Below are 6,213 nucleotides of genomic sequence, written 5' to 3' on the forward strand. Positions count from 1 at the left end.
ATTGGTCGTCAGGCGATGGCGGGAACCACTTGCGGATTCTGCTCCGCCCCGTAGTCGACGCCCGCCAGGCCGAAGCCGAAGATCTTCAGGAAATCGGCGCGGAAGCCGGCCAGGTCGGCCAGCTCGGGCAGGGTTTCGGTGGAGATCCTCGCCCAGCGGCGCTTGACCTCGTCCTGGACGGGCGCCGACAGCTCCCAGTCGTCCAGGCGCACGCGGCCGGCCTCGTCCAGGGCCTCGGGCCCCTGCAGGACGGTGCGGAACAGGCGGTCGATCTGCTCGATGCAGCCCTCGTGCAGGCCCATCTCCTTCATCACCTTGAACAGCACCACGCCGTAGAGCGGCACCACGGGGATGGCCGAGGAGGCCTGGGTGACCACGGCCTTCAGCGACACCACCCGGGCGGCGTGCGCCCCCAGCCTGGCGCGGATGGCGGCGGCGGCGCGGTCGAGGTCTTCCTTGGCCTTGCCCAGAGTGGCCTTCCAGTAGATCGGCCAGGTCAGCTCCGAGCCGATATAGGTGTAGCTGAGGGTCTTGAAGCCCGGCGCCAGGACCCCGGCCTCGGAGAGCGCGGCGATCCACATCTCCCAGTCCTCGCCGCCCATGACCGCGACGGTGCCGGCGGTTTCCTCGGGGGTGGCGGGCTGCAGTTCGGTCTCGAAGACCTCGCCCTTGTCGGTGTTCAGGGTCTTGACGGTGACGGGGGCGCCCAGGGGTTTGATGGCCGAGCGGAAGGTCTCGCCGGTCCTGGGATGAGTGCGCACCGGGGCGGCCATGGAATAGACCACCAGGTCCACCTGGCCGAGGTTGTCGGCGATGGCCTTGATGGTGGCGGCCTTCATCTCGTCGGAGAAGGCGTCGCCGTCCAGGGTGACCGCCTTGCGGCCGACCTTGGCGGCTTCGGCCTCGAAGGCGCGGTTGTTGTACCAGCCGGCGCTGGCGGTCTTGGTCTCGCTGGGCGCCTTCTCGAAGGAGACGCCGACGGTGTCGGCCCCGCCGCCGAAGGTCGCCACGATCCGCGAGGCCAGGCCGTAGCCGGCCGAACAGCCCAGCACCAGGACCCGCTTGGCCATGCCCGGGATCTCGCCCTTGCCGGCGACATAGCCGATCTGCTGGTGGACGTTCATGGCGCAGCCGCCGGGATGGGCGGTGGTGCAGATGAAACCGCGGATACGGGGCTCGATGATCATGGGCGCCTCTTTTCGTGGAGGCGGAAGATACACGGGCGCGCGGTGAGGGAAAGCTGGAGTTAGGGCGGCGGGCCGGCCAGCACCTCGCGCTTGCCGGCGTGGTTGGCGGGGCTGACGACGCCCTCGTTCTCCATCCGCTCGATGAGCGAGGCGGCGCGGTTGTAGCCGATCTGCAGGCGGCGCTGGACGTAGGAGGTCGAGGCCTTCTTGTCGCGGGTCACTACCGCCACGGCGCGGTCGTAGAGATCGTCGCCGGAGCCGCCGTCGTCGAAGCCGCCCTCGCCCTCGCCGTCCTCGTCCTCGCCGCCGGCGGTGACCTCCTCCAGGTACTGGGGCTGGCCCTGCTCGCGCAGGAACTTGGCCACGGCCTCCACCTCGCCGTCGGAGACGAACGGCCCGTGCAGGCGGGTGACGCGGCCGCCGCCGGCCATGTAGAGCATGTCGCCCTGGCCCAGCAGCTGCTCGGCGCCCTGCTCGCCCAGGATGGTGCGGCTGTCGATCTTGGAGGTGACCTGGAAGGAGATACGGGTCGGGAAGTTGGCCTTGATGGTGCCGGTGATGACGTCCACCGACGGGCGTTGCGTCGCCATCACCAGGTGGATGCCGGCGGCGCGCGCCATCTGGGCCAGGCGCTGGACCGCGCCCTCGACGTCCTTGCCCGCCACCATCATCAGGTCGGCGACCTCGTCGATGATCACCACCAGATAGGGCATGGCCTCGGGATTGATCTTCTCGCTCTCGTAGATCGGGCGGCCGGCGTCGTCGAAGCCGGTCTGCACCGTCCGCTCGAAGTGCTCGCCCTTGGCGGCGGCCTCCCGGGCCCGGTCGTTGTAGGAGGCGACGTTGCGCACCCCGATCTTCGACATCCGCCGATAGCGGTCCTCCATCTCGCGGACGGTCCACTTGAGCGCGACGATGGCCTTCTTGGGATCGGTGACCACGGGCGCCAGCAGGTGCGGGATGCCGTCATAGACCGACAGTTCCAGCATCTTGGGGTCGATCATGATGAACCGGCACTGCTCGGGGGGCAGGCGGTAGAGGATCGACAGGATCATGGCGTTGACGCCGACCGACTTGCCCGAGCCGGTGGTGCCGGCGATCAGCAGGTGGGGCATCTTCGACAGGTCGGCGATATAGGGCTCGCCGCCGATGGTCTCCCCCAGCGCCATGGGCAGGGCCGAGTTGGATTTCTCGTATTCGCTGCTGCCCAGCAGGTCGCGCAGATAGACGGTCTCGCGCCGAGCATTGGGCAGTTCGATGCCGATGGCGTTGCGCCCGGGGACCACGCTGACGCGGCAGGCGGCGACGGACATGGACCGCGCGATATCGTCCGACAGGGCCACGACCCGGGCCGATTTCACCCCGGCGGCGGGGACCAGCTCATAGAGGGTGACCACGGGACCGGGGCGGATCTGGTCGATGGCGCCCTTGACCCCGAACTCGGCCAGCACGCTTTCCAGCAGCTGGGCGTTCTGGCGCAGGGCGCCCTCGTCGAACTGGCTGGCCCGCGGCTTGGGCTTGGCCAGCATGGAGAGCTCGGGCAAAGCAAAGCCGCCGGTCTTGACGAAGTCGAAGGCGCCCTGGGCCTCCCGCAATTCGCGGCCGGATTCCTTCGGCGCGGCCTTGGGGATCTTCACCGCCACCGGCGGGGCGAAGGGTTCGGGCTCGGGCGCCGCAGGCTGCGGCGGGGCGGCGGCCTCCGGCTTGGCGATGGGCGGCAGGGCCGAGGCGGGGATGCGGTCCTCGCCGGTGGCGGCGGCGCGCGCGCTGGCCCGGCGGGCGACCGAGGGGCGGACGGGCTTAGGCTCGGGGGCGGCCTTGGGCTGCAGGGCGCCAGCCAGCCAGTGGGCGGCGCCGCCCAGGTCGATGCGGCGCAGGCCGAGCGCATAGCCGAGGCCCGCGAAGGCGCCGATCGCCAGCAGCAGGGCGGCGATCAGGGTGGCGGCGGGCAGGCGGGCGAAGGCCAGGACCCCGGCCACGCCGTGCAGCAGGCCGTCGCCCCAGAACCCGCCCAGGCCCTTGGCGAGCGGCCAGGCGGCGGGCGCCGGCGGGGCGGCCAGCAGGCCGGCCAGGGCCAGCAGGCCCAGGGTTCCGATCAGGGCGCGCAGGCGGACCTGGGCGCGGGTCTCGTCGGGATGGGGGGAGACGGCGCGATAGAGTCCGAACAGCACCATCAGCAGGGCCGCGACGCCGGCGGCCAGGCCCAGGGACTGGACCCCGATGTCGGCGGCGGTGGCGCCCGGACCGCCCAGGGCGTTGGAGGCGCGGAAGGGGGAGGCGGCGTTGAGGCTGGGATCGCCGGCGCTATAGGTGGCGAGCGCCACGGCGAAGGCCGCGCCGCAGGCCGCGATCAGTCCGCCCCGAAGCCGCGCGGTGGTCGGATGGGTCCAGGCCAGGCTGGCGATATGCAGCCCCAGCTCCAAACCCGTCTTTCGCGCCGCCCGCGCCATTCGTCACGCCTCCCATTCTGGAAGTCCCAGTCTATGGAGCCCAGGTGGTTAAGAGGCGTTTACCTCGCGGCGGCCGATCGCGGCGATTCACGCCGCTTCCTTCACGATACGATTCCACTTCGCCGCGATCCGCATTAGGACTTGGCGCCATGTGGAGCATGCCGCGCAGCGTCCTGAGGGTTGTCGCCGTTCTCATCGCCCTGTGCGCGGTGAGCGGCTTTGTCCTGGGGGTCCGGGGCGCGCCGGAGAAGGCGCGGCTGCCGGGCGAGGGCCCCCCGGGCGCCGCCGCCGGGGTCCAGCTCCAGGCCACCGAGGCCAAGCCCCTGGGGGACGAGGTCCTGGCCCCGCCGCCGCCGCCGGTGGTGGTCGCCAAGGTCGAGGAGAAGAAGCCCGAGGACAAGAAGCCCGAGGCCGACCCCCTGGACCTCGCCGCCGACCAGGCTCCGCCCCAGACCATCGCCAGCGCCACCCCGGCCAAGCCCGCCGCGCCCAAGCCCGCGACGCCCCCGCCGGCCGCCGAGGATCGGGTCGGCGACCTGCTGGACGGCATCACCCCGCCCCCAAGCGACCCGCCGCACTAAGCTTAAGCCGCGAGGCCGGCCCGCCGGAGTGTCAGGTTGATCCGGCCGCCGCCGGGGATCAGGCGCGAGGAGCCTGCCAGGATGCGGTCGACCCCGTGATGGAACAGGCGCGCCTCGCCCCCCAGCAGGCAGACATCCCCCGAGGCCAGCCGCAGCGAGCGGGTGGGATCGTTCCGCTTGAGGCCGCCCAGCCGGAAGATCGCGGTGTCGCCCAGGGAGACCGAGAGCACCGGAAATCCGAAGTCGGCCTCGTCCTTGTCCTGGTGCAGGCCCATGCGGGCCTCGCCGCGATAGAGATTGACCAGGCAGGCGTCGGGGGGTGTGAGCGGGTCGGCGAGCTGGGCCCAGAGATCGAGCAGAACCTGGGGGATGGCGGGCCAGGGACGGCCGGTCTGCGGATGGGTGTCCTGATAGCGATAGCCACGGGCGTCGGTGACCCAGCCCAGGGGGCCGAGATTGGTGGTCTCCACGCTCATCGCCTTACCGCCAGGCGTGATCGGCCGGTAGAAGGGCGCGGCCCGGGCGAGATCGAGAACCTCGCCCAACAGGGCGCGTTGCGACTCCGGCGAAAGGGCGCCGGGATGGAGCACGAAGCCCTGCGTCGTCGAAACGGTCATGAGGCGCCATATAGGCCAGATGGACGCAACCGCACCCATGAGGCCTGGCGCCTTCCGGACCCTGACCTCCGGGGAGGCGGCCCTGGCCTGGGAGGTGTTCGGGCCGGAGCTGGACCCCGACCCCGTGCGGATCTTCGCCATCCCCCTCTGGCCCCGCGCCTTCGTGCCCTTCGGACGCCTGATCGTCTGGCCGGCGGTCCAGGCGCTCGCCGACTTCACCCGGGCTCCCCTGCCGCTGCAGGCGGTCTTCGTCCACGAACTGACCCACCTCTGGCAGGCCCAGGCCGGGGTCAATCTGCTCATGGCCAAGCTGCGGGCCGGGGACGGTCCGGGCGCCTATGCCTACGATCTTTCGAAAACCTGCGATTTCTCAAGGTTGAATATCGAGCAGCAGGCGATGGTCTTCCAACACGCGTTTTTGGCCGCGCGCGGCGGTTCCGCACCTCATGAAGGTGAAGCTTATGCAAGGATATTAGCGACTTGGCGGGAGGGCTCCGCCACAAGACCCCGCGCACTTTAAGGGCATTCGCCCTTGCGGGGACGCCCCGCCATCCCATATCGCGACTCGACGGCGGTTTCCGCACAGGTTAACCGCCCGAGACCCTGATCGAACCGGGGACGGTGACAGAAAAAGTCGGGCGCTTGGAAACGAGGCCCCTCACGCACCGTCCGCCACTAGTGGAGCGAGCAAGAGACTCGAACATGAGCAAGATTATCGGCATCGACCTCGGCACGACGAATTCGTGTGTTGCGATCATGGACGGCAAGCAGCCGAAAGTGATCGAGAACGCCGAAGGCGCGCGGACCACGCCTTCCGTGGTGGCCTTCCTGGAAGACGGGGAGCGCCTTGTCGGCCAGCCCGCCAAACGCCAGGCGGTGACCAACCCCACCAACACCGTCTTTGCGGTCAAGCGGCTGATCGGTCGTCACAACGACGATCCGCTGGTGGAAAAAGACAAGAAGATGGTGCCCTACGAGATCGTGAAGGGTCCCAACGGGGACGCCTGGATCCGGGCCCAGGACAAGGACTATTCGCCCCAGCAGATCTCCGCCTTCATCCTGGGCAAGATCAAGGAGGACGCCGAGCGTCACCTGGGCGAGAAGGTCGAGAAGGCGGTCATCACCGTCCCGGCCTATTTCAACGACGCCCAGCGCCAGGCCACCAAGGACGCCGGCCGCATCGCCGGCCTGGAAGTGCTGCGCATCATCAACGAGCCGACCGCCGCGGCCCTGGCTTACGGGCTGGAGAAGAACGACGGCAAGAAGATCGCGGTCTACGACCTGGGCGGCGGCACCTTCGACGTCTCGATCCTCGAGATCGGCGACGGCGTGTTCGAGGTGAAGGCCACCAACGGCGACACCTTCCTCGGCGGCGAGG

The 6,213-nt window shown here is 69.9% G+C and carries 6 protein-coding genes; 3 read left to right on the top strand and 3 right to left on the bottom strand.

Annotation, left to right across the window (positions count from 1 at the left end; all coding sequences use genetic code 11):
* Positions 1-8 precede the first annotated feature (8 nt).
* Together fabV and Q7T09_RS03985 are read right to left on the bottom strand one after the other, a co-directional pair.
* A complete protein-coding gene (fabV, locus tag Q7T09_RS03980) occupies positions 9-1,187 on the bottom strand; it encodes an enoyl-ACP reductase FabV (RefSeq protein ID WP_304697827.1) in 1,179 nt (392 codons plus the stop codon).
* A 59-nt stretch (positions 1,188-1,246) separates the two neighbouring features.
* The gene (locus tag Q7T09_RS03985; RefSeq protein ID WP_304697829.1) at positions 1,247-3,637 is read right to left on the bottom strand and encodes a DNA translocase FtsK 4TM domain-containing protein; all 2,391 of its coding nucleotides are present in this window, start codon (positions 3,635-3,637) and stop codon (positions 1,247-1,249) included.
* A 149-nt stretch (positions 3,638-3,786) separates the two neighbouring features.
* On the opposite strand from Q7T09_RS03985, the gene Q7T09_RS03990 reads away from it, so the two are divergent.
* On the top strand, positions 3,787-4,218 hold the full coding sequence (locus Q7T09_RS03990) for a hypothetical protein (protein ID WP_304697831.1): 432 nt from the start codon (positions 3,787-3,789) through the stop codon (positions 4,216-4,218).
* Positions 4,219-4,220: 2 nt separating this feature from the next.
* Here the strand turns inward: Q7T09_RS03990 and Q7T09_RS03995 are convergent, their stop codons facing one another.
* Positions 4,221-4,835: an alpha-ketoglutarate-dependent dioxygenase AlkB gene (locus Q7T09_RS03995; protein ID WP_304697833.1), complete on the bottom strand. Its 615-nt coding sequence runs from the start codon at positions 4,833-4,835 to the stop codon at positions 4,221-4,223.
* Between the two features lie 37 nt (positions 4,836-4,872).
* Here Q7T09_RS03995 and Q7T09_RS04000 point away from each other — a divergent pair, with 37 nt between their 5' ends.
* Together Q7T09_RS04000 and Q7T09_RS04005 are read left to right on the top strand one after the other, a co-directional pair.
* Positions 4,873-5,355 carry a hypothetical protein gene (locus Q7T09_RS04000; protein ID WP_304697834.1) on the top strand — a complete coding sequence of 161 codons (483 nt, stop codon included), beginning with the start codon at positions 4,873-4,875 and terminating at the stop codon, positions 5,353-5,355.
* 182 nt (positions 5,356-5,537) lie between these two features.
* Positions 5,538-6,213 (top strand): Hsp70 family protein (locus Q7T09_RS04005; protein WP_304697835.1); only part of this gene is annotated, 676 nt, incomplete at its 3' end.

The sequence above is a fragment of the Phenylobacterium sp. genome (assembly GCF_030645195.1).
In the GTDB taxonomy this organism is placed as follows: domain Bacteria; phylum Pseudomonadota; class Alphaproteobacteria; order Caulobacterales; family Caulobacteraceae; genus Phenylobacterium.

Bases quoted from the DNA above. Each gene is read 5' to 3' on its own strand.
- fabV (WP_304697827.1), bottom strand. From the start codon at position 1,187: ATGATCATCGAGCCCCGTATCCGCGGTTTCATCTGCACCACCGCCCAT.
- Q7T09_RS03985 (WP_304697829.1), bottom strand. From the start codon at position 3,637: ATGGCGCGGGCGGCGCGAAAGACGGGTTTGGAGCTGGGGCTGCATATC.
- Q7T09_RS03990 (WP_304697831.1), top strand. From the start codon at position 3,787: ATGTGGAGCATGCCGCGCAGCGTCCTGAGGGTTGTCGCCGTTCTCATC.
- Q7T09_RS03995 (WP_304697833.1), bottom strand. From the start codon at position 4,835: ATGACCGTTTCGACGACGCAGGGCTTCGTGCTCCATCCCGGCGCCCTT.
- Q7T09_RS04000 (WP_304697834.1), top strand. From the start codon at position 4,873: ATGAGGCCTGGCGCCTTCCGGACCCTGACCTCCGGGGAGGCGGCCCTG.